Genomic DNA, 24,029 nt, shown 5'->3' with positions numbered 1-24,029 from the left:
TTAATCCCCTTTTATTTTAGATAAAGCTTCACTATTTTCAGTATCCAAAGCTTCAACAATAAACTCTATTTTTGGAACAACGCTTTCTAGGGCACCGTCTCTGATTTCTTCCATCAATGAATTTAAATAAAGCACAGGCCTTTTATGGGAATTTCGCAACTCTCGTTCTATAATGCTAGACAGGAGTTGAAATTGCGGCTGCGCATTTTCAGTATCATTAATTTTAGTAAGGAACTCGATTAATTCCTTTTTTTTAGATTCGCTTATTTCTGAATGTATTTTCGCCCTAACGATAAAGTCGTTTAAAATATCCAAGTACTTTCCAGTGATGCGAAAAACGTTTGTATTTAATCCTATGTTACTCATGGTTGATAATATTAAATGTTTACTGACTTTAAAATATCCAGGTATTCTTCGTCATATGGACTACCCAGTGTATTGATCCGTCTATCTGTAATCTTGATTGTAACAGGGTATCGAGAGCAATCATCAGGCTTTGTGTACGCTAAGCAAGAAAGAAAATAAATATCCTGCAATATATTGTCCAAACTCAATGTTCCAGAACTGTATTTCACGTATAATGGATTAGAACTACCTCCATGACTAAATTCTCTCCCGGTTGTGCACAGAAAAGCTTCCTTAGGATTTATCTTTACATAGGAACCAATTTCTGGGTTCAAAACTAGCCCGTTGTCCACTCTTTGCTGTTTGATATCATATTCTTTTGTCACATCAAATAACCGAAATGGCGAAATTGAATGTTTAGGAATTTCAACGAAGCTGACTGAAGCTGTTTGTGGTATAATATCCTTTTCCTTCAATATTTTTATCGCCATCAATATTCCATCTCTTTCAGAGGTAAAAAGTCGTCCATCCCGATGAATGACAATTTTTTCTACTGGTGAACTTGAATGATTGCATAATAATGCAATATTTTTTACAAGCATTTTTACCACTTGTCCTGATGACAATCGCTCTTTATTATCAGATTTATCGAATTTTGTTAGGATATTTTTCGAAAACTTATCGACAAAGGTAAAACCAGCAAGCTTCTTTTTTACGTCAATACCAATCGTGAGATCAGCATTTAATGGCATATTTAATATATAGGGCCATCTCTCATTATTTAGCAATACTTGATTTATAGCAACACCCAAGATATACCCGGAATACTTACCCTTTAAATCATTACGTACTTCGTATGTTGATGCACCTTGTACTGACTTGTGGATATAACATTCTTCCAAAGTATCACTATGCATAATACTTGCAGTAATCGAATGATCTTCGTGACATCCAGAAACGACTAAAGCGGCAAGATCATCGTGCTGTCTTTTCACCCTTTCTACATTTGAGGGAAGCATAACCAGCGCATATCCCCCTGTCTTTGTAATACCCTCCTTGATTTTCTGTAAGATCTCAAAACCAATCTCTATAGCGTTCTTTTTACCCCGATCGTCATAGGTGATAACGTTTGGATTCCAGCCGGATTCTGTCGGGTGCATGATGTCGACCTGGGAAATCAAATGCTCTAAAAAGAATTTCCGATTGCCATACATATTAAAGATAGTTTGGGGTACAACAAAATACTGTGTCTGAAAAGTTGCAGTGGTGTAAAATCCGACATTTTTATCCAACAGCAGGTTTTTTCGCTTTCTCCCTAAATTATCAATGCTTGTCCTAATTGCCCCATCACTATTATTTGTTGTTAACACAGTACCTTTTCCAAATAATAGGTCAGGTGAAGGAAACTTTGTCTTTTCGACCAAAACTGGTGTTGGGGAAATATTAAGCTGGACATTTCCGTAACGCAAACTTTTCAAATAACGATTTCTTACGGCCTTTATCAACATTCTGCGGTAAAAAGGTATAATGATCGACTTCTTGTGGATCTTTCGTATCTGAGGGTCTTCTGTGTCAAACACTCGATAACATAGGCCTGCTATCACGCGTCTTTCTTGATTATCATTAGTCTTGTAAATAATCGCAGATGCGTCATCAGGCAGGTTTGCGACAAAAGGAGGCATTGGATTACCAAATCTCTCCAATGTATCTTGTAATAGGGAAACCGATTTACCATCCGAAGGTCTGTTAAACCTATATTCGGAAGCATTAAGATCACTAAAATGATCGGCCCTGATTTCATATTTATGTTGCCCATATTGATAGACCAGATGTGAGCTTTTTACACCCTCGGATTTAAACTGTTGACGTGTGAGCTTTACGTTTAAGGGATCACGTGAGATGTATTTCTTTGTCACATCGATTGCAAGTCCGAATCCACCATCTGGCAGTTCTACAACACGAACAAAAAACCCATTAAAAACCGAAACGTTACCGATTGTTTCGCGAGCCTCATCATTAAAGAAGGCATCACCCGAACTCGGCTGCCATAAAGCTGGATTTTTATTCAGCTCGGTCTGCAGGTCAAATTGAAGAAATCTTAAGATTATTGATTTACTTGACTCATCGTAATTAACAAAATCCAGAATAATCGGATCACCAATCCTGCGAAAACAGGCCATAATACCTCGCTTGACCATAATGTCTGCTGGTAAGTTCTCTATGATCTCGGAATCATTCCTGACAACAAGTAAAGGTTTTCCATCCCTTTCGATAGAAGTTACCGGATGCTTCAGTTTATAGGAAAGATTTTTAACAATATACTGAATGTTGCTATCAAAATCTTCATCAGAATCAGTCAATCCTACGATCTCATAAAGTACGTAGTCCGCGGATAACTGATCCAGATTGTTAAGTGGAAAGATAACTGTTTCGTAGTTCATGATCATTCGATTTACAGATTCGTTTAAATGGACAATTTTGGCAATTTTCAAAATATGATGTGGTTGCAAACTTTCCAGAATCGAGTTGACTGTATTTTTTATGACAACCAGTAATATACATCTCCATGATACTGCTTGAAATTTTGTCCCCTAATTCTTCTAGATTGGCATTGGTAACCTCATAGTCTCTTTTAATTCTGTCGTTATGCAGAAGTTGGTATTCAGTTAGTTTATAGTCAGTTAGTTTATAAGACCCAATGTTTGAAGGGAAATCCGAATGGGGCCTGGTGGTTGCAACCTTATACAGTGCTACCGCATAGGAAATCAATTGCTCATCATATGATACCGTCCCGAAAGTATGTACCTTCCAATCAAAAATATGCGGAGGTTCGTTCTCAAAAAAGGCGATCATATCGGGTATGGCCCTTACATTGAACCGATCTACCGGATATACAAGGGTTCTCTGACTGATCAAATGTTTCGAAGTCTGCAAATAAGCTATAAAGTCCATATTATCCAGCAAATTGGTCAATGCCGATCTGATGTCCATTTTCGCACTTTCCAAGGCATCATCCGACAAATCAACTCCATACTCACAATCCAGCAGAGCCGCGAAATCGGGATCAGTATTTAATTTACTTTCTGGAAGTCTATATTTTTGAAATACCGCATATTCTAGCTGGCGATCAAAGGCCTGCATGGCCTGATCAATGAAATACTCTTTTCTTATCGGAATTTTTCTGTTGATCGCATTGACAAGCACCCTGCTGATGACTTCATCGACAATAGTTCCCCGCCATGCCTCAATAGTCTGCAGTTTGGAAAGGATGGTGACTTCCTTCCGGAAAGCATCATTCTTTACCATTGCATGGGCGACGATGTTACTGTAGTACCATTGTCGCTCACACCTATTAAACTGCTTATATCCAGATATTGACCAAATCATTTTTTTCGACTTCTCATAAATTTAAGGTAGTTCAGCAATTCTACTTCTTCATCATTTGTAATACTGCCCACCCTGTAAGCAATTGAACCCTTATCTTCTTCCTGTTTCCTTGACAATCTTTCCGGAACCGGGTACCCGACTTTTTCCATCAAGGTTTCATAACCGACTTCATACGTTTCAGAAAGCTTGTGCAATGTCAATGGTGACGGCTGCTTAATCTTTCCCGACTCCAATTGGCTCAAATAAGCGTTTGACACATCCGTTCTTTTTTCGACTTCCCGTAATGTCATGCCTTTTGATTCTCTAAGCGCCTTAAAATAACCTCCGTAATTTTCCATAATCAATAAACCTTGCTAAGTTTCACAAGCAAAGATAAGAAGTCTTGCTAAGTTTCGCAAGCAAAATACAAAAAACTTTTTAAAAGTATAGTTTCAGGAGAGATGGGCAATGACTGCATTGATCTGCCCGAATGAAACGGTGCCCCCAAGCTGCCTCCTGATTTCTGATAGCGAAGTGTTCCCCTGTTCAATAACAGACTTTATCCTTTCGAACTGCGAGCTGTCCATAAGCTCAAGAACATCCAGTTCCCCGGTGCCTAGAAAAGTTGTCAAGTGGAATTCAATTGTCGGAATTCCAAGTTTGGTCAAATGGCTGATTTCCTGTATGCTTTTACCTGATCTAAATAGATCAAGGCTTTCTCTTTCCAGACTGTTTTTAGCTTGGGCTGAAACGCCCATGAGGTTTGCTTGACTTGTCCCGATCATGGACTTACCTACCTTTCTCAACATCGCCATTGCTTCTCCCGGATTTTTACCGGTTTGCAAGCTGGCCGTAAAAGTTTTTGCGGTTGTCAGTCCCGTCAACTTACCCTGGGCGTAACGTTTTACATTCCTTAATGCAGGAAGTTGATTTTTGTAATTGATATCATCTGCGTGGGCCTTATCAAATGCCCTTAATTGATCCAGTAATGAATTTAGTTGGGGACTGAAATAGCCCGCAGCTGCAGATGCTCTTTCAAAAACCTTATGGAAATCTTTTTCATCAGATTTGAATGTATCGGAGAGTTCCACGCAAAACTTTTTAAAAGTATCGGATAGATCGGACAAAGAGCGGTAGGATGAACTGACAATCGATAGGGGATGATTTTGGGCGGCTCCAATATAATGCTCTAGATCGCTCATATCAAATAGCTTGGCTAAAATTCTTCCAGCGAACCCCCATTGTAAGTTCTGCAGAATATCTTTGCTAAGCATGGATCCGGGATTGTTATCGGTGAAAAGCTTGATCCTTGGATTAATTTTTACCAATGCCGGACTTAACTGCTCCTTCAGGGTTAAGCCTGCTAGGGAACGCAATCGGCTTAGGGCAACATAGATCTGTCCTTCGGCAAATGTCTCGCCTGCATCAATGATAAGATTATCAAAAGTCAGGCCTTGACTTTTGTGTATCGTTATGGCCCAAGCCAATTTAACGGGAAATTGCTGGAAGCTACCTACTTGTTCGTCACTCACGGTCTGAGTTTCCAGATCTACCCTCTGCCTTGTATTGGCCCATACTTCCTCTTCAAGTTCCAACAGGTCATTATCGCCCAAATCAACTGTCAGCTTGTGCGGCTCGATTTTGACTACTATCCCTGTTTTGCCATTATAATACCTTTTGACCTTGCTTCTGTCATTCTTCAACAACATGACAACGGCGCCAAGCTTAAGCTTTAATTCCTTTGATGTGGGATATAATTCAGGAGGGTAAGTCCCGACAATTTTTGCGCTTAGAACCTTTTCTGGCGAACCAATGTTCGACAGGTTTGATTCATTGATCAGGTCCGCCTTTCTGTTATGCGTGGTCAAAGTAATGGCATTGTTGTTTGCTTCTTGCTTACAGTAGCCGTTAAGTAGTTCAAAATGGGAAGCTGAACATTTATTTTCCCGTACAGCATTTAAAATGTCCAAAAATTCAGGGTCGGATTGCCGATAAACCTTGATAAGCTCAAGATATATGGGATTGGTAAGCTGATAAACATTCGAGTCCACAAAAAAACGTCCCGAGTAATATTTCTTCAATATTGCGGCATCTGTGTCACTAGCTATGGGAGAAAGCTGAAAAAGATCTCCTATGTAAACGACCTGTATACCTCCAAATGGCTCTGCCTGATTGTTCCTTACTCTTCTCAACACATAATCAATCCCATCTAAGGTATCGCAGCGTAACATTGAAACTTCATCTATTACCAGTAATTCAAGATTTCTTATGATCTCCCTGGTGGTATTGTCCAAGTTTCTGGCATGGAAAATCTCCATGTTCTCGGGAACAAAGGGGTTGCGCGGCAAATTGAACAGTGAATGTATTGTAACTCCGGCGGCATTTATTGCCGCCACCCCAGTTGGCGCAGCCACCAAGGTTCTTTTGAAGGTATTTGTCCTGAGCGCCTTAAGAAAAGTGGTCTTACCTGTCCCCGCTTTACCGCTAATAAATATATCTTTGTCCGTCGAATTTATCAATTCGAATGCCTGAAGGAAAACGGCATTGTCTCTATCAAAGTCCATTGGTTAGCGTTATAAAGTAATCTAAAAGAATGTTTAATGTTATGCAAAGTAAAGATACGATTTGGATAGCCTAACACATAATAGTAACTTAAATGGGACACCTTTGTTAACATTTGTATGTAATACATCCCATCATTCAAACTAGCTAAAAATGCTATTTAATCGTTGCTTTTTTTAAAAAAGCATACATGACCGATGAGCCGACGTCTTTCCTGCCCTTTAATGAAAAGTCATAAAGTTGTTTAACCGTATCCTTTCCAAATTTATAGAATGGTGATCCACTAGAAAGATATTTTGTGGGTTGTGGCATAATGGTTCTATCACTTGTATGTGAAAAGATGTTTTCTAAGTAAGGTGATAGTTTGGTGGAAAACTCATCATCCGAGTGTTTCAAAAAGAAATATGCGGAACTTGCGAACATATCGGCAAGTTGGAGACCTTTACTTTTATTTGACTTCAAAAATTTGATGGGTTCTGTAAGCTTAAAATTAAGGGGGATTTCTCCCTTTCCCAATGGATCCCACATTTTCACCTCTTGATTGGGCCGAAAAAGAGAGTTCCCATCTTCCACGAGATACCTAAGAGGCTTGGAATCATCACATATTACGGTCAGCTCGGGAATGTCAATCTGCCACTTTACCATCAAATCATAGAATGCCGACTGGGCAAGATCCAATACCCAAGGCTGAACCTTTTCAGTGATCAATAGCTCATCACGAATTTTGTCCTTGTGAATGCATGCAAATCCAAATATTTGCCTAACCAATTTATTGTCATCAATAGAAGAGCTAAGGACATCAAACAATCCCCTGAAATCAGACCCTCTAACTAAATGTTGAAATTTAATGTAGATGATTTCCGCAGATTCTCCCTTGCGTTCGATGATATCAAAGAGAAAGTTGGCAATGAACTTATTGAATTCATATCTGTAAAAGAATGAATTTACCTCAGCGATTACAGGCTCGAAAATATATTCAAAAAACTTACAGCTCAATGCAAATTTTTTATGGTGATAAAGAATCTTAACCTTTCCGGAATAGCGTTCAAACAATTCCAAAAGGGCCAAACGGCCATTTTGGGTTTTAACCATGTTTATCCCTTTCGGCTCATTACCCTGAAGCCTGTATTTAGTCTTCAGGTAATTTGCCATTTCTGCCGCATCATCTTCTGAGATATCTAATGCTGCATATGTAAAGTAGGGCTGGATCTTTTCAAGTAGGTCATTCCCATTACTTCCAGCTTCGTCGCAATATATTGGCATATTTGATATGTTTAAATCCTTCTTCGTTCGCCCTTGTCGCTAAATATCGTCTTTTCAAAAATGTAGTAAATAATATCTACCGTTCCATAACCCCCAAGTTCGATCTGCTCGTTTTCATGGCTACTGAAATATCTAAAATATAAAGTTCCATGGCCCTTATAAAAATCTAAGAACAGGTAATCGGTATAGTCATATATACCAAGGTCTGCAAACTCGTTCAAAATAGCTTGGTTAGAAGTGACACACTGACCTCTTTTGTTCTCGTATCCCGACATCTCAAACCTCCTGTGTTCTTTGCCGATATCAGATTTATCGGTATACCTAAGTTGGGCAATCAGCGAATCATCGAAAGCCAGCCTCCTCCGGATGAATGCCTCTATTCCCTCTTTGTCCTGCTTTTTCAAGACCTCTAAAGTTTTATCGGAATTCAATGTTGACTCGTAGACGACGATCGCTAACCTCAACCATCTGGGAATCTCATTGTTAGGCTGAGTAGCGGTCTTGATACTGTCTGGAGTATTACCTGTAATTTCTGCTATGTCAGCATTGGTGTAACCCAATGCTGTTTTCATTGCCTTAAATCTTGTGTGCCAATTCATATAAAAAAATTTTACCTTACAAAGGTAATCATATATTTACTATAGTTGAAATAAAGTAAATATATAATTACTTTAATTTGTTGAACTTTTCATGCTACTTTTCTTTCAACAGCTTTGCCAAGCCATCCAACATCATTGTTGGCTATTTTATAACCAGGATACTATTGTCAAAGTTTCGACGCTTTAAAGCATAAACAGATCTAGTATACGTCTTTCAATTTTTTAGTATCTTGCTTTAAAATTAACGTTATGACAACCTTTAAAATCGCGCTCAACCAAAAGGCAAAAACGAATCTAATATATGAGCAGGCGATCCATACTGATAAGCTAGATAAGAGGAATGGATATGACCCAAGTTTTCTGGGTATCAAACTTAATTTACCAGTATTGAGCAGTAGCCAAGAGCAAGATGTAGCCGAAGTGTTATCAAATATTGGGTTAAATGGTTCCCGAATCCTTGATTATACGCATTTCAGTATCGCATTCAATAAAGCAAAAAAGCTACCGTTTTACACAGCGGTAAACATCTATGGTAAAACCAATGTCCTTGGAATGATCCATGAAGAAAGGGGAAGCGATTCCTGGGACAAAGATGATCGAATTAAGGCGGATAAGGAGGATTTCCAATATGGCAGCAAAGACTATCTCAAAACTGGGTTAGCAAAGGGCCATATGGTGCGTTATTTTGACCCGGCCTGGGATACAAAAGAAATTTCCAAAATTGCCATTGGAGATACATTTCATTACACCAACTGTTGCCCTCAAATACCTTACTTCAATGGTGTGGTATGGAACTACCTTGAAGATTATTGTATTGCCAGAAGTATTTTTCAAGACAACAATCTCACCTTATTTGCAGGCCCAATCTTTAATAAAGCTAAGATTATCAACGGCCTATTGACACCCATGAATTTTTGGAAAATCCTTGTCTATGAAAAAGAAGGAAAGTTGAGCGCGCTAGGTTTTATCATGAGCCAGGAACCCTACCTGGTAAAGCTCGAAAAACAAAAACCACTTACATTGGAAGCGATGGTAAAAGATATCCAGCCTACACTGAGGAAGGAAGACATCGAAAGGCTTTTTCAGAAGAAGGAACTCCTGGCTGCCCAAATAAAAATCAGCCTTATCGAAGAAAAAACCGGGATCAGCTTTGGCCTTAACGAAGTGGATGAATTCAAGGATAAGCCTCAACTGACTGCTAGGCCCCTTGTAACCAACGCTTCAAAAAACATTAAGATGCATGAATTCAGGAAGCTAATGAATACATTTGAATGGAGCCCATTTCTAGCCGCACTGTAAGAAAGACAAGCGCATTATCCTGAACCATTAGAGATGTTGAAATCAAAGAAAAGCAGTACCATACGGGAACTGATTGCAGCTGCTCCTGATCTTTTACCTTTCGAGCAGGTTATCGATCAACTATTATCGGAATTCTACGATGGTGGGGCAAGCATAATAATAGATTCGCGCAGAATTTCTTCCTATCTGGCACAGACACCATTTAATTCACGAACAAGGAACTTTGAACTATTCATAGGAGTTCGAGATCGGAAAACTGGGCTAAATATCCTGTGGTCAATCTTCCATGAATACGGGCATCTGATACAGGATAGACCTACCGGAGAAGAATTGATAGAAGGAACAAATGCTAAATACCTCCGTGAGATTGATGCATGGGACAAAGCCCAAAAAAGGCTACTAGAGTTTGATAATCTAATCCCGTATTTCAATGATTTCAAGATCTACCGATCAACCTGCACATCGAGCTACAAGGTTGAACAATGAATACATGGTACGATTAAGGGTTGAGTCCATATTTCTTCAAGACGGTAATTGTACACTTCACAAAATCCTCCATCGTATATTTTCTGCCGAGCTTTGTGGTATCCGCAGTAACCTGTCCAAGGATTTCGTCTTTGATCGCACTAACTATAGTTCCCCTTAGACCAAATTTATTGTGAACTTTATTTAGCAGGTTGTCATACACCTTTAATCTGATGGTCCTGTAAAATTCAACGAAGTTAACCATGGTGGAGCCAAAGGCTCCCTCAGATAGCCCCCGTACCGATTCGCCCTGGCTAAAGCTATTGAAAGGGGCATCATTAATCTTTTCAAAACCGAAGAACAACTGGCTGCTATTTTTCATGTGCTTCGCTTGGAAGTACATCTGTATAACAAATTCGTCCACGAGAAATGAATAGGGCTGGGTTTGGTGCGCCATATACAAGAAAGTACCCCTCTTCTTAGAGTATTCAGGGCATCGGTAAACTTTGTAGCTCACATTGGACAGCGCATGTTCATGCTTGCCGGCAAATCCCTCATTAGCACTAGTGGGGTCATAATCGTGCAATAGAATACGTGCAGTTTTTTGATCATTGGACTTAAGGGAAAAGCCGGCATTGGCAGTTATCGATGCCCGCCAAAATATAGAGAGCCAAAACATAAACGCCATTGACGCATGGTCGGTACTCTGATAAATTTCTTCGGAATTTGTTTTCAATGTCTCTGCATATGCACTTTCGAGAATAGCGAATTTTTTTTCACAGAGTGTACACCACTCATTGTCGACAACCATCTGTGCAATGGCTTTCTCTTCAAGCTCTTCGTCGGTCAACTCTCCGAAAACCTCATCCAGCTTGTCGGGATTTACGCCCCTGCCAAAATGTGTTTCGACATCGTATGCTGTTAGTTTGAAACTGAGCTCCTGATCCCGGCCCTTTGCATTTGCTACATTGAAAATACGTTTAAGAAGAAAATGGGGTACAATGTGAGAGCCAGTATCGTTAGCTTCTTTTTCAAGACAGAGTGCACAATTTTTCATCTCTAAACATGTAAAATTCTGATGATTTCTACAAGTAATATATCGAGATTCGCTCGAAAGTCTACCTGTTGTTCATTTGGAAGCGATTCCTTTCGTCTGATGGTATGATGGGTATAGCTGTCCGCAATGCTACGCAAAGACTCATGAAGACTATTCACGTTTTTACGAAAGGAAGAATTTGATCCGTTGGCAACGACCTGTTCAAACTTTGTAAATGTGCCAAATATCGGCGGGACGTGGTTGATTATGCTTCGTCCTATAAGACCGACAGAATAAAAATTTTCCTTTTTCCAGTTATCGTTCAGCTCTTCACACAACCGGATTAATTTTCCAAGGTCGAACGAGGAAGACTTTATTGTCGACAACTCTTCGATCCTTGATGGGTTGACGTAAAAATCATCCCGTTCTTGCTTTCTTTTTAAGGCCACGTTTTTTTCGTAGCCAAAGCTCTGATCTTCGACGAATTCAGAAGTAACCTCGGCTCCAAAGGTTTTCATGGTTTCCGGATCCATTTGCGGTTCAAGTCCAAAGCTGGTATTGGATTCTATCCAGCTTTCCAATTTTTCAGCAGAATGGCCATCCCGATTTTCAAAAAATGCGATTCTGTGAATCCTTTTAAACCCATATTCGACATAATTCAAAGTAAAAGTAGTTTCTTCCTGCTTATAGACATTTGCTATTTTCTCTGCCTGTTGTAAAGTTATATCCAGAAAACTGGTTTCCCCATTGTTAGATTGAATGTAGACGTTATAGTTCATATCTGATTATTTTCCATGCAAATTAGTTATAATAAAATTGGCTTCTTTGCAAACAGCTAAACCAGACAGTGCATTGCTAAGAATTTTACGAACATAGGGCTCACCTCTTTCTCCGTTACCCTGCCAAATTCCACTGCCAGCACCGTATAGGTTGGCACTGCTATGATCTTTTCAACGGCCTTAGTCAATCAACTTTCATGTACCAGAATGATATGCACCCCGCTTTCGGCAGTCTCAAGTTGAGAGGCATAACGAGGATTGATATTACGGGTGAATGATGTGTATGAAAAGATTTTAACAAGTAAAACATTCTAATATCTTCTAGCCTAACGTCCTTACATGAGGCAAAATATGCTTTTCTGACTTACAGAAGCAATTTACGGGCTACTTTTGAAAACTCGAAATTTTGCTCCGTTAAGTATTTGTTACGGTATTACAGAAGAAATGAAATAGCATCATTGCATTTGACTATCATGGTATAAGCACAAGCAGGTGTAATTATTCAATGACTTCGAAATGAATTCGTAGGATCGCTTTATCTTTTTCCCCGTGTAAGAATTATTCAGGTATTTTTTCAAACACCTTGTCTGTATTGATTATTAACGCAAACAGTGTCATGGATGAGATGAATATCAAGATATTAAAATGATCAGAATGGCAGATCGTCATCGTCGCTAACTGCTGGCTCGGGCAGCGCCGCTTCCGGTAGAGGTAAATTGTTGACGATAAACAAGTTCAGAATATCTTCACGGTCCATGAACATGATCTGGCTCCGCTTGGAAGCATCCAGTTTCCCTCCAAGCCAATTGCGCGCAGCCTTGGTTATATCACCACCGGCCACGATAAAAGCATGGTCTACAAGTACTTTTTTTCCGATCTCTGGATCAAAAATTTCATGACCCAGCATCATTGTAACCTGATTATGAATTTCGCCGATATTAGCATTATCGCTCTTAGACATACCTGCCGCATCCAGTTTTCCTTTTTTAACCTGTATACCAAAATACAACATGTGCTGGGTTGGTAACATGTATTTCATCCAGATATCCTTCCCATACTCCAGTGCCTTGTCTTTGTGACCGGCGGCAGTAATCCGGTAAAAGCCTAATTGTCGCAATAAAGGTAGCAGAATATCTTCGATCAGTTCGTCCTCTGAACAACCATTCAGGTAAGCAACCAATGTCTCTTTCTTTTTTGCCTCTACGTTTGAAAATGGGCGATGTGGGTTGGCAAAAGGTTTAAGCACCTTTTGCGATGCAATGTGCTTTAAGTAACATTTGCGGTCTTCGGCATAAAAGGCCTCGAATCCTTCTCTGGATAATTCCACGTTCAACATCTCCAATGCGTTCTTCCTACTGCTGTCCTCATTGGTGGCATCGGACCGATCCATTAATACCTGGATCACCTTCAGGAAACCATCTGCCGGCATGTTCGGTTCGCTGTTGGGTCCCTGTAATATTTTTTTTAGCGTTTCGGTTACCCAAATGCCTCGTGTAGATCCATCATGGTCATAATCAGTGTCACAATCGTAAAAAAAATCAGTTAAAAACTTACTGCTCCTATATCGAAAATAGCTTTCAGTCTGTAAAAAATTACCGCAGATCATGTCCGCTATTTGAGTAAGAGTTCGGTTTTTGAAGTTCATGAGTGGTTAGGAAAGAAAATTGAAAAACATAAAGTTACTATATTTTGAGAAGAGTGTTGCGCTATCAGTCGTAGCGCGCCTCGATCTGCTCGCAAATAATTTCAGTAGAGCTTTGCTCAGTGGCTCCTCGTAAAGCTGCTATATTATTACCCATAGGAAATACTATAGTTATAAGCTATGGTTTGCTGCAACAAAGTATTAACTAGCTTCATAGTCTCTACTTTTATTTAAGACATATAAGATTATTTTCTTCGATACGCCCTAAATTTGGTAAGACGGTGATAAGTTTTATTCCTTTAGTCTTGGAAAAAGGTTTAGCTATTTAGATGAAGGACTGGAGTAAAAGATTCTAAGTCTTTTAGCCTAACATTTTATTATTAGGCAAAGTATTCTAATTTATTTTGAAAGCCATTTCCAACAATTATGAAAAGAATATTCTGGATCCGTTACTTTCTTATTACCGTTTTATAATCCAAAGGTCCTTCATTATAAATTCGATAATTTTAATAAAACATTTTTAAAGGCCCAAAGCAATCTTAATTAAACCTCGCTAATAATCTATCCAAAGCATTGCAGAATGATTTTGTATTCGTCAAAGACTCAGATGTTTCTCCATAACGTATGCCAAACCAAGTATTATAATTTATTGCAAAGAAATTTTGTGTATCATCTTAAATTTTAATCTTGAAATTTTTTAGCCAGCCCTTCAAGTATAATTCTTAATATTCCGCAGTTGGCTGTAATTTTATTATTTCTTCTAGATTAGTTTTTAGTGCGTTGCAAACTTCTAAAAGCGTGGATAGCATATAATCAGCACGAGCATTTTCGATTCTACTTATTTTCGCTCTATTTACGCTACAATAACTCGCTAGTTCATCTTGAGACCAACCTAATTGATTTCTTAAAAACTTGACGTTTTTACCAATCCTACTATATGTCTTTTCAAATTCCGATTTCATGATCTGAATTTGAAATAATATAAAAAAATATATCGTGTCAATATTGACACATATAGATTTTTTTTTTACCTTTATATAATTGATTAACAGTGGCTTCCTTTAAACTGGAAATTAGTTAATTTTATTTTGGCATTTATTTCAACGAAGCCTTGCTACAATAGACCTAGGAAATCTTAAAGCACGTAAGGCAATAGGTGAGTGATATGCCCATTTTCTATATATTTGTAGAAATGGGCCACTCTCCGTATTGCGTGCTCTTGAACTTAGTTCAAGCCCTTCCTAGGGGGTATTGTAGCGTACGGAGGGTGGCCTATTACCATCTTTCAAGTTTCATTGCATTATGTCATCAAATGATTATGCAATGAAAAATATACGACAGAATTTACTTATGCTTCTCATTACTCTTGTAATCTGCGCTCCGGAGTAACATCATTTACCAGGCGGGATCACTATGTTATTCGGTTAATGATCAATAATTTCTACATGGCTCCCGACCTGGTTTTTTCAAGCCGTTAACCAGCGGTATCTTCTCAACTAACTAAAACTTATAACATGAAAAAATCAACAATATTTATTGTAATGGCATTGCTATGCCTAAAATTTAACGCGAATAGTCAAAATCCGGTAACGGAGCATGCCCAAACCGGAAAAGGTACCGCCGAGCAGTTTATCCTTGGCGCGAAACTCCCGGAAACTTTTTGGGAAGGGCAATATAGTTTTTACAGCAAGGGCCAGACTGTTACTCAAAACCTCAAGGCACACCAAAATAAACTGGTTATCCTGGATTTCTGGGCCACCTGGTGTACGGTATGCAGAAAAAAACTCCCAATGCTCGATAGTATGCAACGTGCTTACCCGGATGAACTAGCCGTAATTCCCATCAATTCCGTAAAATCCGAAGACCGGTTGGACCAGATAGCGAATGTACTTAATGGAAAATTCAAACCCTTCATTGCCTATAATTTAGCAACAATTATCAAGGACGAATCGCTAACAAAAATGTTCCCCTACGCCCAACTCTCCCACGACATCTGGATTCAGGATGGACGAATCCTTGCCATCACCGGAAGTGACTTTCTTGAAGCGAAGGCCATTGAAAAAATAATCCTGGAAAACAGGGAGTACAGACAGAAACTTGAAAAAGCTAAAAAGCAAATCAAATGAGAAAGATAATCATCCCAATTCTGGTTATTGTTTGTTTTTTATCATCTCTGAAAGTATCCGGGCAGGAAAAAACCACAAACAATATCAAATGCGTCGACCGTGAGAGCGGGTTACCGTTGGCTGAAGTAAACATCAGATTACTTACCAGTCCAGTCCAAACCCTGGTCTCCGATAAGTCCGGTCATTTTAGCTTTACCCTTGCAGAAAGAACGATAAGAATGTTCGCCTCAAAAGTTGGTTATCAAAGTCTTGACACCCTTATCGAACTGAATAACCCAGTTGGTATCTTTCTGAAAATGAGCCCTGCAAACAATCAGCTTGATGAAGTGACCATCAACACCGGCTATCAAACCATCACTAAAGAGAGGTCTGTAGGCTCATTCGATCAGATTTCCCGGGCAAAACTCAACGAGCAGGTAGGGCCTAATCTGCTTTCCAGAATTGAAGCCATCGGCAACGGGGTAAGCGTGGACAGGACCATCAATTCAGAGGGCCGGCTGAGCATCCGAGGATTGAGCACGATTAACGGGCCGAGGGATGTACTGGTTATTTTGGACAATTTCCCCTATGAAGGAAATTTCGAAAACATCAACCCGAATGATGTTGAGAGTATAACCATTCTCAAAGATGCCGCGGCGGCATCGATATGGGGCGTCAGGGCAGGAAACGGGGTCATCGTGATCACCTCAAAAAAAGGCAGGCTGAACAGCCCGCTTTCAGCAAACCTTAACCTCAATACGACGCTAACTGGCGAGCCAGATTTAAAAATGCTAAAACTGATGTCCGCTTCTGATTTCATAGATGTCGAGCAGCGACTGTTTACTGCCGGAAAATATGACTCAGAATATAACTCCAGCAGCCGTCCGGCACTAAGTCCGGTCGTTGAAACCCTATACAACACTGCGTTGACGGCGCAACAAAAAACTGCTTTGCTTGATGGTTTTCGGCAGCAGGACATCAGGGAGCAGTTTTCAAAATATATATACAACAAGGCCATCGCCCAGCAATATGCGTTATCGCTAAATGCAGGGGGCAGTAATTACCGCTGGATAGGAAGCGCTGGTTATGACCGAGCCAAAGGCAATCTGGAAGAAAAAAGTGACCGGCTGAACCTTCGTTTCGATTTAGAATATTCCCCGCTAAAAAACTTGACCATCAACACTTCATTAGGTTACACCAGCTCGAACCAGAAAAGCGGAAAACCGGGCTTCTTCGACCTCATTGGACCTGGCGGAAGGGCCTACCCCTATTTGCAGCTCGCTGATGAATCGGGAAATGCGCTCCCCTTGGCAAGGGATTATAGGCTAAGCTACCTGTCCACCCTGGATAAGCGGTTGCTGGACTGGAAGTATTATCCCTTGACAGACTGGGGAAACAGCCAGACAGAAAATGAAGCGCAGGATGTAACCATCAATACAGGCCTGCAATATAAGTGGAAGGGTTTCGCCGTTGATCTCAAAGGCCAGTTCGAAAGACAAAACACTTCAACTCAAACTTTGCAGAGTCTGGGCAGTTACGGCACCCGGAACCTGATAAACACTTATACACAGATCACTCCTTCGGCACTGGTCTACAAGGTGCCAAAGGGTGCGATTGACGATAAGTCAAATGCGGTGCTGTCCTCTTATGGGCTTCGGGGCCAGCTATCCTATAACCGTATTTTCGGGCAAAGTGAGGTAAGTTTTCTGGGTGGCGCGGAAGTGCGGGAAGCCAGGCGTGAAAGTTATGGTTTCAGGATGTATGGATACAATCCCGAAACACTCAATAGTAGCAATGTTGACTATGCAAATTCCTATCCTTCCTTGATAAGCTCAACGCAGGGCTTCATTCCCAACGGAGTAACCGGATCGGGAACCAACAACCGCTACGTCTCCCTGCTTGGCAACGGGAATTATACCTATAGGCAAAAATATTCCGTCTACGGGAGCATCCGCCGGGATGCATCGAATTTATTCGGCGTTAAGACCAATGACCGGTGGAAGCCGCTTTGGTCGGCCGGCGCTTCCTGGCTGCTGTCCGAAGAAGCTTTCTTTAAAAACCAGGATTATATAAATTTTCTTAAACTCAGGGGCAGTTATGGCTTCAGCGGAAACATCAGTCCATCACAGACAGCGGTAACTACTATCCGATATTCGGTGATATCCCCTTATACCTTAAGTGAGACGGCGGTTATTGACCGGTACCTGAATCCCGAGCTGAAGTGGGAAACTGTGCGGATGATCAATTTTGGACTGGATTTCAGTGCGGGGAGGCAAAGGCTGAGTGGCAGCATAGAGCTGTTTTTTAAAAGGGGCACTGATCTTTTCGGACCCTATCCTGTAGACTATACCACAGGTGTGGGTGCCATAATCACCAAAAATGTTGCATCGATGAAAGGAACGGGTATGGACATCAGGCTGAATTCGGTAAACCTGAAAGGTAGGCTGGAGTGGACAACGGCACTGAACTTGAGTACCTATCGCGATAAGATCACGGACTATTATACCCAGAAAACCAGGGGAAGTGATTATGTGGGTGCTACCCCAGGTATGGTCAGCGCCATTGTGGGGATGCCGGTCTATTCCATTTTCTCTTATAAATGGAATGGCCTTGATAACCAGGGTGACCCCGTGGGTATTCTGGAGGGTCAACCGAGCAAAAACTACATACTCATCACCGGCACCGGCTCGAAACAGGAAGATCTGGTCTATCATGGTTCTGCCGTACCAACGTTATATGGAAACCTGGGAAATACTTTTTCCTATAAGGACATATCCCTGACTGTACAGCTGGTCTATAAATTCGGATACTATTTCAGGCGAAATTCCATTAACTATAGCAGTCTGAATTCCGGTGCCGGTGGCCATTCGGATTATGCGCTCAGGTGGCAAATACCGGGCGATGAGGCAACAACCAATGTGCCGGCCTATGTCTATCCAAGCGTAAATGCCAGGGATAATTTTTATTTGGGGTCTGAAGTACTGGTTTCCAGGGGTGACCATATCCGTTTGCAGTACATTACCTTGAGTTATCCCTTGATAAAACAGGGTCACAGCAAACGGATCAAATCCCTGGAAATTTACGGCAATGCGGCAAACCTTGGGATTTTGTGGCGTGACAATAAAGAAAAGATCGATCCGGACTATGCAAACACAAACAGCATCCTTCCCTCCAAAACCTTATCCCTGGGGGGACGATTAAGTTTTTAACCTTATTTAGAAAATTTATGAAAAATAAACATCAATCAAAACGAAGACTGCTACTCATCTTTTGCCTGCTTAGCGCACTGTGCGGATGCAAAAAATTTCTGGAGGAAAAGCCGGACAGCAAGCTCGCGACCATTACCAGCGCCCAGGACATACAGGCGTTGCTCGACAATTACCTTAAGATAAATGAAAACGATCAGTCCGTGACGCAGGTCTGCGCGGATGATTCCTATTTGACCGATGCGGTGTTCAATGCCCGAAAAGAAACCGAAAGAAACCTCTACATCTGGGCGCCATCCAACACCTTTGACCCCACCTTCAATTCCTGGACAGATACCTATTCAATTGTGTACATCGCCAACCTGGCCCTGGACCATGCGGAGACACTGAAAAAAAATGGCAGCGAAGCCGCCAGCCTGAATTCAATCCGGGGCGAAGCACTGTTCCACAGGGGACGGGAATTTCTGAATGCCGCGAATGCATGGGCATTGGATTATGATGCCGCGAAAGCTTCGGGCACCCTCGGCATACCCACACCGCAGTCCCCGGATTTTAATATCCCCACTGTACGTCCAAACCTGGAACAAACCTTTCTCCGGATTGTTGAAGACCTCAAATCATCTATCCCCTTGCTTCCTGCCAAAACGCAGACCCCTTACAAACCCTCAAAGTGTGCGGCCTACGGAATGCTTGCCCGTGCCCTTCTTTATAAGGATGATTTCGCCGGAGCATTGAAATATGCAGACTCATGCCTTCAGCTCAGCTCAGCGCTCATGGACTACAATCTGTTAAATCCGGCAAGCGACTTTCCTATCCCAAGACTCAACAGCGAAGTCATTTTTGAAAGCAAGCTCATCCCTTCCGGGCAGATCCTCCAAAGCAGGGCTTATATAAATCCCGAACTTTACGCGCTTTATGCCGATAACGACTTGAGGAAAACGGTATTATACAAGCGAGGAACCCTGGACTGGGTTTTTAAGGGCAGTTATGACGGGGCGAATGGATTTTTCAGTGGCCTCGCAACCGATGAAATCCTGCTGATCCGGGCAGAATGCCTGGCCAGGGCTGGAAATATTGGCGCAGCACTTTCGGATCTGAACCTACTTCGAAAAAGCAGGCTGAAGGCATCTGCTTATACCGCCTTGCAGGCAAACAGCATCCTTGAAGCTTTACTGCTGGTTAAAAAAGAGCGAAGGATGGAATTACCCTTTCGCGGTTTGCGCTGGATGGATATTAAGCGGTGGAATGCTGAAGGGGACGGGATTACCCTCACCCGTAAACTTAACCAGGCCACCTATACTCTGGAACCAAACTCCTTGCGTTACGCCATAGCCATACCAGAAGACATTATACAACTTTCCGGGATAGCCCAAAATCCAAGATAAAAAAAAATGCCCTTCAGGTTCTGAAGGGCATTTTTAAGGAGAAATGCTAGTCACCTTCTTTTTTGCGGATTACATTGCTGCTGTTGTTCACTGCGTTTGCATCTGCAAAATTTGTGTGTAAATAGGAATCCAAAAGTGTAGTACTGGTTACGGTTTCGGGTGCCTCGAAAACGCAAATGGCATCCAGGCCAGTTGGACATTCTACCTGATCAATTGGAACGGTTATCTGCGAATAGTTACTTCCCGAGTAGCTCAAAGCGGGATCCGTAGGATTATAACGCCAGTAGGTATTGGCCCTTTTATCTGTTACGGACGTAAAAGCACTTTGAACAAATACAATACCCAATCCAAGTAAAAGGGCTAAAAATGGCAATTTTATTTTTAAATTTTTCATATTTAAGGATGCTTTGTTACCTTGAAAAAGCAAGCGAAAAAGTTTAGGTAAAAATTTATTTTAATAATTAATTCCGGCAGGCCACTCTGACCTCCTGATTGTGCATAAATCGTTAATTTTCCAGCCTCCTTTCTTTGATAGTGAATATTATACCCAAGACCGCAAACAAAAGAAAGATAGAGTTGAAGACCAGATGGAAGCGCCAGTTCATATGTTTTATCGGTCCTCCACAGGGACACGGATGGTTTTCGAATAGATGAAGGACTATCAGTGCAGCATACACCATGAATGCCAACATCAGCAAGGCGGAAAGGTAAAACCCGGCAAATCTGGATTTTGCGAACAGAAGCATTCCTGCACAAACTATTTCGGCGATGGGAATGAAATAGGTAACAACAGGTAAAATGCTTTTGTCAAAAACCTGCAGTGACATCTGTGCTTTAAACTCCTGAAATTTCACAACTTTTTCAACGCCGGTCAGTACAAAAAGTAGAATCAGCAGCGAAGCAAATAAGTATGTAAAAACATTTGTTTTCATACCCAAAGCTACATGGGTAAAAAATTAGAATTCCGTACATATGTACGCGATTAATAATTTATTTTCTCGTATGATCAGGCGTTGTAACGACGAAATCCATCCGATTTAATTCCCAAAAGACTGGCAATATCCTTGTGCCTGGCAAAATTAAACAACTGCTTGTGGTCATTGAAGTACCGACCATATCTTTCCTTAGCGCTCAAGGTTTCCCGCATAGAAACAAGGCTGGCCCTTTCCATGTCACAGAAATCGCGGGCGATATCAATCAAGTCAACGAGCTCCTCAAACTGATGGCGCAAAAGGATCAGGTTTTGAAAGCTGACTTCAAGAAGAATGCTATCGCTGATAATTTCAACATCCCGGAAAGCGGGGAGCTGGCTGAAAAAAGATGGATAGGCATATACAAAATCGCCTGGAGAAAAAAACCAGGTTGTCCGCTCTTTGTCTTCATCATGGCCTATCTCTCTGGCATAGCCCTGATATAAATACCATATTTTTTTAGGCCTATGACCCGATTTGATCAGCATGCTGCCTTTGGGCATATGCACTTCTTCCAATATAGGATAAACCGCATCCAAAAAAGGTTTTGAGGGCGCGTGAAAACTGTCCAATTTTTCTTTAAGGGATCTAAACAATAAATCTTGTACCATAATAAATGACTATGATCACTGCAGTCCTGTTCATTGTGGGATATAAAAAAAGGGAACCGTAAGGCTCCCTTTTGTTGTATCCATAGACATGTCGTCTACATAAAGAACGATGACCAAAATGATCGGTTAAACAATAATTTCTGACGTCAATGTAGCCTACGGATAATCTGTTTTAAACTTTATTATATATTGTTGTGCAAATATTATATCAAATGAACGTTCGGGTATATCAAATTTATTTTGAACAGAAATACAAATTGAAGATTTTTTAAGATGAATAAAATCTAATTTATCTTACATTTATATAATCTAATTTTAGCGAAATCATACTTATATGGAACTCAGTTGTATTATTATCGATGACGAAGAACATGCCATCTCAGAGGCACAGGATCTTATAGAGATCACGCCTGGCCTCAAACTGACAAGGAGCTTTAGAAACGTAACTGACGCCATAAACTTTCTGCGCGAATTTGGCGAAGTGGACATAATTTTTTCGGATATCAGCATGCCCAACATTGACGGGATCGAAGCGGGCAAAATTCTGAATGCTTATTGCAGCTTTCTGATTTATATTACAGCACACCGGCATTATACTGAAGATGCCTTCGGGGTGTGGGCATCAGGTTATCTTTTAAAGCCGCTGAGCAGATCAAAATTCATTAAGGAAATCGATCAGGTTTTTGCAAAGAAGAATAAGATTATACGGCTTGACGAAAAAGACAATATTCTTTTCGTGAAGGGAAGCCATAAAAACAGCTTTATAAGGATTGAATACAACAATATCATTTACATATCGAGCATGCTCAATTATGTAAACATAAGTACGATTCATGGGATGAAAGTGACGTATATGGGACTTAAAAGCATTGAAAAGAAGCTGGCAAACAAAAATAAATTTTTCAGGATCTCGAAAACAAAATTATATCCCTGGACTATTTAGACCATATCGATGGCAATCAGGCCTATCTGACTGACGGACAGCATTTCGATATTGGTGCCGGATACCGAGATGCTTTCCTTGACTTTATGCAGCGCCGAACACTTAATCCATGATTATCTTGTATGGGTGTCGGTAACGGTTGCTGTTACGGTCAGGCTTGTTGTCGGATCAGTCTGCAGTCCAAGGGCATTTTGCTTTCTACGGGAATAGATAAAAACTGTTTTTTTGTTTAGGCGAAGTGTTTTGTAGTTTTTCATAATGGTCATTCTTTAGTGAATGGCCAATTTTAGGTTGCGTGAAAAGGCTGGACATTTTTATTATAGATTATGAAGAAAATATTATATGACTTTCTTGAACGTCACAAAAAAGAAGTAAAAGTCCACCTCATCTGCTGGGGCTTTTATATTGTTTTTGAAGTTCTCGTTACCAGGATCTTAACGAACCACTGGAGCAGCTTTTATTATTACCTGCTTTCGTATCTTTTGAATATCTCACTATTCTACTCGCATGCGCTCCTGATCCTTCCGAGGTCATTCGGCAAAGCCAAAGCATCTTTTTGGCTGACGCCGCTTTTTATTATCGCAGAGGTTGGGGTTTATGTTTTGTGCTTTCTTGTAATCGGTTTTTTTCTTGAATATATCCACGTAAAAAAACAGCCCTTAAATCTTAATCTGCAGTTTTTCACAGGCATGATCTGGCGAGGCAGCTTTTTTATTTTTTACGCCACCGGTTATTACTATTTCAAGCGCAATCTTTATCGCAAGCAGGAGCAGATGAATAAAGCTCTTGAATTGGAGCAGTTAAAAAGCCAGTTGCTGACAGTAGAAAAAGAGTTCTTGCGCTCACAGATCAACCCGCATCTGCTTTTCAACACCTTAAGTTTCATAAAATTCGCCGCGAAGAAAAACAGCTCGACTGCGGTGGCAGCGATCCAGAGCTTATCAGAGATAATGGATTATGCGCTGAGCGAAACCAATGGAGAAACTGTGCCGATAAGCCGTGAAATGGAGCAGGTTGATAATATGATAAACCTGATCCGTCTGCGTTTTGGGAATGCGCTTTCTATGAAGTACAAAAGAGAAATTTACAGCGAATCTTTTCCTGTTGTCCCGTTTATCATGCTTACACTAATCGAGAACGTTTTTAAACATGGTGACTTATGCAATGTTGACTTTCCCGTATCGATCAGCATTCTGTGTACCGAAAATAAACTCGAACTGACAACTGCAAATGTTCCCGATCTGGCTTCGAAACCGGGAAAAAGTATAGGTCTGAAAAATATTACCCTGAGGCTGCTTCATCACTACTCTGACAAGCACAGCTTCTCTTATGGATTCACGGACAATCTTTTTATCACAAAACTAAAGATCTATAATTAATATTAACCTCCTCAATGCCCTCTCATGAATTTACAAAAACAGCTACTGAAATTTTACATCAAAAGCACTGCGC

At 40.7% G+C, this 24,029-nt stretch carries 21 protein-coding genes; 7 read left to right on the top strand and 14 right to left on the bottom strand.

Features of this window, described 5'->3' with window-relative positions; all coding sequences use genetic code 11:
- The 7 genes from DHW03_RS15380 to DHW03_RS15350 all read right to left on the bottom strand — a co-directional run bounded on the left by DHW03_RS15380 (nucleotide 1) and on the right by DHW03_RS15350 (nucleotide 8,135).
- A complete protein-coding gene (locus DHW03_RS15380; protein ID WP_109926739.1) occupies nucleotides 1-366 on the bottom strand; it encodes a hypothetical protein in 366 nt (121 codons plus the stop codon).
- A gap of 11 nt (nucleotides 367-377) precedes the next feature.
- On the bottom strand, nucleotides 378-2,786 hold the full coding sequence (locus DHW03_RS15375) for an argonaute/piwi family protein (RefSeq protein ID WP_133248533.1): 2,409 nt from the start codon (nucleotides 2,784-2,786) through the stop codon (nucleotides 378-380).
- Nucleotides 2,755-3,732 carry a PD-(D/E)XK nuclease family protein gene (locus DHW03_RS15370; protein ID WP_109926737.1) on the bottom strand — a complete coding sequence of 326 codons (978 nt, stop codon included), beginning with the start codon at nucleotides 3,730-3,732 and terminating at the stop codon, nucleotides 2,755-2,757. The genes DHW03_RS15375 and DHW03_RS15370 overlap by 32 nt, the downstream gene beginning before the upstream one ends.
- Nucleotides 3,729-4,070, bottom strand: a complete 342-nt coding sequence (locus tag DHW03_RS15365; RefSeq protein ID WP_109926736.1) for a helix-turn-helix domain-containing protein — start codon at nucleotides 4,068-4,070, stop codon at nucleotides 3,729-3,731. The genes DHW03_RS15370 and DHW03_RS15365 overlap by 4 nt, the downstream gene beginning before the upstream one ends.
- A gap of 93 nt (nucleotides 4,071-4,163) precedes the next feature.
- A complete protein-coding gene (locus DHW03_RS15360) occupies nucleotides 4,164-6,275 on the bottom strand; it encodes a helix-turn-helix domain-containing protein (RefSeq protein WP_109926735.1) in 2,112 nt (703 codons plus the stop codon).
- A gap of 154 nt (nucleotides 6,276-6,429) precedes the next feature.
- On the bottom strand, nucleotides 6,430-7,536 hold the full coding sequence (locus DHW03_RS15355; RefSeq protein ID WP_109926734.1) for a DUF3800 domain-containing protein: 1,107 nt from the start codon (nucleotides 7,534-7,536) through the stop codon (nucleotides 6,430-6,432).
- Between the two features lie 11 nt (nucleotides 7,537-7,547).
- Nucleotides 7,548-8,135, bottom strand: a complete 588-nt coding sequence (locus tag DHW03_RS15350) for a hypothetical protein (protein ID WP_205941019.1) — start codon at nucleotides 8,133-8,135, stop codon at nucleotides 7,548-7,550.
- Between the two features lie 249 nt (nucleotides 8,136-8,384).
- Here DHW03_RS15350 and DHW03_RS15345 point away from each other — a divergent pair, with 249 nt between their 5' ends.
- Nucleotides 8,385-9,434, top strand: coding sequence for a DNA/RNA non-specific endonuclease (locus DHW03_RS15345; RefSeq protein WP_109926733.1), 1,050 nt, complete (start codon nucleotides 8,385-8,387; stop codon nucleotides 9,432-9,434).
- Nucleotides 9,435-9,467: 33 nt separating this feature from the next.
- The gene (locus tag DHW03_RS15340; protein WP_109926732.1) at nucleotides 9,468-9,920 is read left to right on the top strand and encodes a hypothetical protein; all 453 of its coding nucleotides are present in this window, start codon (nucleotides 9,468-9,470) and stop codon (nucleotides 9,918-9,920) included.
- Between the two features lie 13 nt (nucleotides 9,921-9,933).
- Here DHW03_RS15340 and DHW03_RS15335 read toward each other — a convergent pair whose 3' ends face one another.
- The 4 genes from DHW03_RS15335 to DHW03_RS15320 form a co-directional block, all read right to left on the bottom strand.
- A complete protein-coding gene (locus DHW03_RS15335) occupies nucleotides 9,934-10,956 on the bottom strand; it encodes a hypothetical protein (protein WP_109926731.1) in 1,023 nt (340 codons plus the stop codon).
- Between the two features lie 2 nt (nucleotides 10,957-10,958).
- Entirely contained in the window at nucleotides 10,959-11,714 is a 756-nt protein-coding gene (locus tag DHW03_RS15330) for a hypothetical protein (protein WP_109926730.1), read from the bottom strand.
- Between the two features lie 649 nt (nucleotides 11,715-12,363).
- On the bottom strand, nucleotides 12,364-13,359 hold the full coding sequence (locus tag DHW03_RS15325) for a hypothetical protein (RefSeq protein ID WP_109926729.1): 996 nt from the start codon (nucleotides 13,357-13,359) through the stop codon (nucleotides 12,364-12,366).
- A gap of 719 nt (nucleotides 13,360-14,078) precedes the next feature.
- Nucleotides 14,079-14,318 carry a helix-turn-helix domain-containing protein gene (locus tag DHW03_RS15320; RefSeq protein WP_109926728.1) on the bottom strand — a complete coding sequence of 80 codons (240 nt, stop codon included), beginning with the start codon at nucleotides 14,316-14,318 and terminating at the stop codon, nucleotides 14,079-14,081.
- Between the two features lie 552 nt (nucleotides 14,319-14,870).
- Here DHW03_RS15320 and DHW03_RS15315 point away from each other — a divergent pair.
- Genes DHW03_RS15315 through DHW03_RS15305 form a run of 3 tightly spaced genes read left to right on the top strand, consistent with a single transcriptional unit; the run spans nucleotide 14,871 to nucleotide 20,052 of the window.
- The gene (locus tag DHW03_RS15315; RefSeq protein ID WP_109926727.1) at nucleotides 14,871-15,482 is read left to right on the top strand and encodes a TlpA family protein disulfide reductase; all 612 of its coding nucleotides are present in this window, start codon (nucleotides 14,871-14,873) and stop codon (nucleotides 15,480-15,482) included.
- A complete protein-coding gene (locus DHW03_RS15310; RefSeq protein WP_109926726.1) occupies nucleotides 15,479-18,670 on the top strand; it encodes a SusC/RagA family TonB-linked outer membrane protein in 3,192 nt (1,063 codons plus the stop codon). Before DHW03_RS15315 ends, DHW03_RS15310 begins: the two co-directional genes overlap by 4 nt.
- A 17-nt stretch (nucleotides 18,671-18,687) precedes the next feature.
- Nucleotides 18,688-20,052, top strand: a complete 1,365-nt coding sequence (locus tag DHW03_RS15305) for a RagB/SusD family nutrient uptake outer membrane protein (RefSeq protein WP_109926725.1) — start codon at nucleotides 18,688-18,690, stop codon at nucleotides 20,050-20,052.
- A gap of 46 nt (nucleotides 20,053-20,098) precedes the next feature.
- On the opposite strand, the gene DHW03_RS15300 is transcribed toward DHW03_RS15305, so the two are convergent.
- From DHW03_RS15300 to DHW03_RS15290, 3 genes are all read right to left on the bottom strand, one after another.
- Entirely contained in the window at nucleotides 20,099-20,446 is a 348-nt protein-coding gene (locus tag DHW03_RS15300) for a DUF6520 family protein (protein WP_109926724.1), read from the bottom strand.
- 112 nt (nucleotides 20,447-20,558) lie between these two features.
- On the bottom strand, nucleotides 20,559-20,984 hold the full coding sequence (locus tag DHW03_RS15295; protein ID WP_109926723.1) for a MauE/DoxX family redox-associated membrane protein: 426 nt from the start codon (nucleotides 20,982-20,984) through the stop codon (nucleotides 20,559-20,561).
- A gap of 74 nt (nucleotides 20,985-21,058) precedes the next feature.
- Nucleotides 21,059-21,634: a Crp/Fnr family transcriptional regulator gene (locus DHW03_RS15290; protein WP_109926722.1), complete on the bottom strand. Its 576-nt coding sequence runs from the start codon at nucleotides 21,632-21,634 to the stop codon at nucleotides 21,059-21,061.
- A gap of 334 nt (nucleotides 21,635-21,968) precedes the next feature.
- Between DHW03_RS15290 and DHW03_RS15285 the strand changes: the two genes are divergently transcribed.
- Together DHW03_RS15285 and DHW03_RS15280 are read left to right on the top strand one after the other, a co-directional pair.
- On the top strand, nucleotides 21,969-22,577 hold the full coding sequence (locus DHW03_RS15285; RefSeq protein ID WP_109926721.1) for a LytR/AlgR family response regulator transcription factor: 609 nt from the start codon (nucleotides 21,969-21,971) through the stop codon (nucleotides 22,575-22,577).
- Nucleotides 22,578-22,903: 326 nt separating this feature from the next.
- Nucleotides 22,904-23,956 (top strand): sensor histidine kinase, encoded by a 1,053-nt coding sequence (locus tag DHW03_RS15280; RefSeq protein ID WP_109926720.1) that lies wholly within the window; start codon nucleotides 22,904-22,906, stop codon nucleotides 23,954-23,956.
- The last annotated feature ends 73 nt before the right edge of the window (nucleotides 23,957-24,029 follow it).

This window comes from Pedobacter yonginensis (genome assembly GCF_003173595.1).
Taxonomy (GTDB): domain Bacteria; phylum Bacteroidota; class Bacteroidia; order Sphingobacteriales; family Sphingobacteriaceae; genus Pedobacter; species Pedobacter yonginense.
This window is presented reverse-complemented; position numbering and strand designations above follow the sequence as displayed.

Coding starts and splice junctions, on each gene's coding strand:
- DHW03_RS15330 (WP_109926730.1), bottom strand. CDS start 11,714: ATGAACTATAACGTCTACATTCAATCTAACAATGGGGAAACCAGTTTT.
- DHW03_RS15315 (WP_109926727.1), top strand. CDS start 14,871: ATGAAAAAATCAACAATATTTATTGTAATGGCATTGCTATGCCTAAAA.
- DHW03_RS15380 (WP_109926739.1), bottom strand. CDS start 366: ATGAGTAACATAGGATTAAATACAAACGTTTTTCGCATCACTGGAAAG.
- DHW03_RS15320 (WP_109926728.1), bottom strand. CDS start 14,318: ATGAAATCGGAATTTGAAAAGACATATAGTAGGATTGGTAAAAACGTC.
- DHW03_RS15335 (WP_109926731.1), bottom strand. CDS start 10,956: ATGAAAAATTGTGCACTCTGTCTTGAAAAAGAAGCTAACGATACTGGC.
- DHW03_RS15295 (WP_109926723.1), bottom strand. CDS start 20,984: ATGAAAACAAATGTTTTTACATACTTATTTGCTTCGCTGCTGATTCTA.
- DHW03_RS15325 (WP_109926729.1), bottom strand. CDS start 13,359: ATGAACTTCAAAAACCGAACTCTTACTCAAATAGCGGACATGATCTGC.
- DHW03_RS15305 (WP_109926725.1), top strand. CDS start 18,688: ATGAAAAATAAACATCAATCAAAACGAAGACTGCTACTCATCTTTTGC.
- DHW03_RS15355 (WP_109926734.1), bottom strand. CDS start 7,536: ATGCCAATATATTGCGACGAAGCTGGAAGTAATGGGAATGACCTACTT.
- DHW03_RS15375 (WP_133248533.1), bottom strand. CDS start 2,786: ATGAACTACGAAACAGTTATCTTTCCACTTAACAATCTGGATCAGTTA.
- DHW03_RS15280 (WP_109926720.1), top strand. CDS start 22,904: ATGAAGAAAATATTATATGACTTTCTTGAACGTCACAAAAAAGAAGTA.
- DHW03_RS15310 (WP_109926726.1), top strand. CDS start 15,479: ATGAGAAAGATAATCATCCCAATTCTGGTTATTGTTTGTTTTTTATCA.
- DHW03_RS15290 (WP_109926722.1), bottom strand. CDS start 21,634: ATGGTACAAGATTTATTGTTTAGATCCCTTAAAGAAAAATTGGACAGT.
- DHW03_RS15300 (WP_109926724.1), bottom strand. CDS start 20,446: ATGAAAAATTTAAAAATAAAATTGCCATTTTTAGCCCTTTTACTTGGA.
- DHW03_RS15340 (WP_109926732.1), top strand. CDS start 9,468: ATGTTGAAATCAAAGAAAAGCAGTACCATACGGGAACTGATTGCAGCT.
- DHW03_RS15360 (WP_109926735.1), bottom strand. CDS start 6,275: ATGGACTTTGATAGAGACAATGCCGTTTTCCTTCAGGCATTCGAATTG.
- DHW03_RS15345 (WP_109926733.1), top strand. CDS start 8,385: ATGACAACCTTTAAAATCGCGCTCAACCAAAAGGCAAAAACGAATCTA.
- DHW03_RS15365 (WP_109926736.1), bottom strand. CDS start 4,070: ATGGAAAATTACGGAGGTTATTTTAAGGCGCTTAGAGAATCAAAAGGC.
- DHW03_RS15285 (WP_109926721.1), top strand. CDS start 21,969: ATGGAACTCAGTTGTATTATTATCGATGACGAAGAACATGCCATCTCA.
- DHW03_RS15350 (WP_205941019.1), bottom strand. CDS start 8,135: ATGAATTGGCACACAAGATTTAAGGCAATGAAAACAGCATTGGGTTAC.
- DHW03_RS15370 (WP_109926737.1), bottom strand. CDS start 3,732: ATGATTTGGTCAATATCTGGATATAAGCAGTTTAATAGGTGTGAGCGA.